Source organism: Spirosoma luteum DSM 19990 (genome assembly GCF_000374065.1).
GTDB classification, from domain to species: Bacteria; Bacteroidota; Bacteroidia; order Cytophagales; family Spirosomataceae; genus Spirosoma; species Spirosoma luteum.
The window spans coordinates 1-1,779 of the sequence record NZ_KB893281.1 but is presented as its reverse complement, the minus strand read 5'-3'; the positions used below and the strand labels follow the sequence as shown (position 1 = coordinate 1,779).

Genomic DNA, 1,779 nt, shown 5'->3' with positions numbered 1-1,779 from the left:
GGGTGGGTTGTCGATTTCTCTCGATGGGGGCACCAGCTTTACCAACAAAACCACCGCCAGTGGATTGGGGGATAATCTCGTGTATGGGGTTTATGCGGTGGGCAGCACGGTCTATGCCGCTACCACTAATGGGTTGTCGATTTCCCTCGATGGGGGAAACACCTTCACCAACTACACCACCGCCAATGGATTGGGTAATAATTTTGTGGAAGGGGTGTATGCCACCGGCACGAGGGTCTATGCCGCTACCAACGGTGGGTTGTCTTTCTGCCCACCTCTGTCGAGCAACGCGGACCTGAGCAGCCTGACGCCCAGCGCGGGCTTCCTCTCGCCCGCCTTTGCCCCCGCCACCACTACGTATACGGTGAGTGTCGAGAATGCCACCACCAGCATCACCCTCACCCCAACCCTGAGCGACAATACTGCTACGGTGCAGGTCAACGGCAGCCCCGTCAGCAGCGGCTCAGCCTCGGGGCCGCTGTCCCTGAGTGTGGGCCAGAATACCATTCCGGTGGTGGTCACCGCCCCCGATGGCACCACCCGGAAAACCTACTCGGTGAACGTAACGCGGGAGGCTGCGGTGGCTCCCGGTCCCGCCTGCAGCACCTACACCAACAAAACCACGGACAATGGATTGGGGGATAATTTTGTGAATGGGGTGTATGCGGTGGGTCAGACGGTGTATGCCGCTACCCAGGGTGGGTTGTCGATTTCCCTCGATGGGGGCAGCTCCTTCACCAATAAAACCAGGGCCAATGGACTGGGTGGTAATGTTGTGAGAGGGGTGTATGCGATGAATCAGACGGTCTATGCGGCTACCGTGGGTGGTACCGGTGGTGGGTTGTCGATTTCCCTCGATGGGGGCACCAGCTTCGTTAACAAAACCACCGCCAATGGATTGGGTAGTAATCAGGTGTTTGGGGTGTATGCGATGAATCAGACGGTGTATGCCGCTACCGGTAATGGGTTGTCAATTTCTGCCGATGGGGGTAGCAGCTTTACCAACCGAACTACCGCCAATAGTGGATTGGTTAGTAATAATGTGAATGGAGTGTATGCGGTGGGCACGACGGTGTATGCCGCTACCAATCGGGGGTTGTCGATCTCTGCCGATGGGGGCAACACCTTCTCCAACAAAACCATCGCCAATGGATTGGGTGATAACCAATTGAATGGGGTATATGCGGTGGGCAGCACGGTCTATGCCGCTACCTTTGGTGGTGGGTTGTCGATTTCCCTCGATGGGGGCAACACCTTCGCCAACCGAACTCAGGCNTATGCGGTGGGCAGCACGGTCTATGCCGCTACCTTTGGTGGTGGGTTGTCGATTTCCCTCGATGGGGGCAACACCTTCGCCAACCGAACTCAGGCCAACGGCTTGGGTGGTAATAATGTGCAGGGGGTGTATGCGGTGGGCAGCACGGTCTATGCCGCTACGTTTGGTGGGTTGTCGATCTCCACCGATGGGGGCATCAGCTTTACCAACTACACCACCGCCAATGGATTGGGGGGGAATAATTATGTGCTTGGGGTGTATGCCACCAGCACGACGGTGTATGCCGCTACCGATCTTGGGTTGTCCTTTTGCCCACCGGACGTTAGCCCCCTGACGCTCACCCTCTCGGCGAGCCCGACCACGATCCTGACTACGGGCACCACCACCCTGTTGGCCACCGTATCGGGCGGCACCCCCGGATCGCCGGACCGTCCCTACAGCTACAGCTTCTCGGGGCCGGGCACCATTACCCAACTGCCGACCAGCAACACGGCCAGCGTCTC

1 protein-coding gene is annotated in these 1,779 nt (G+C 58.3%); it reads left to right on the top strand.

Annotated elements, in window-relative coordinates; genetic code table 11:
* Nucleotides 1-79 precede the first annotated feature (79 nt).
* The coding region (locus B156_RS31850) for a cadherin-like beta sandwich domain-containing protein (protein ID WP_425423316.1) at nt 80-1,779 on the top strand (1,700 nt) is incomplete at its 3' end.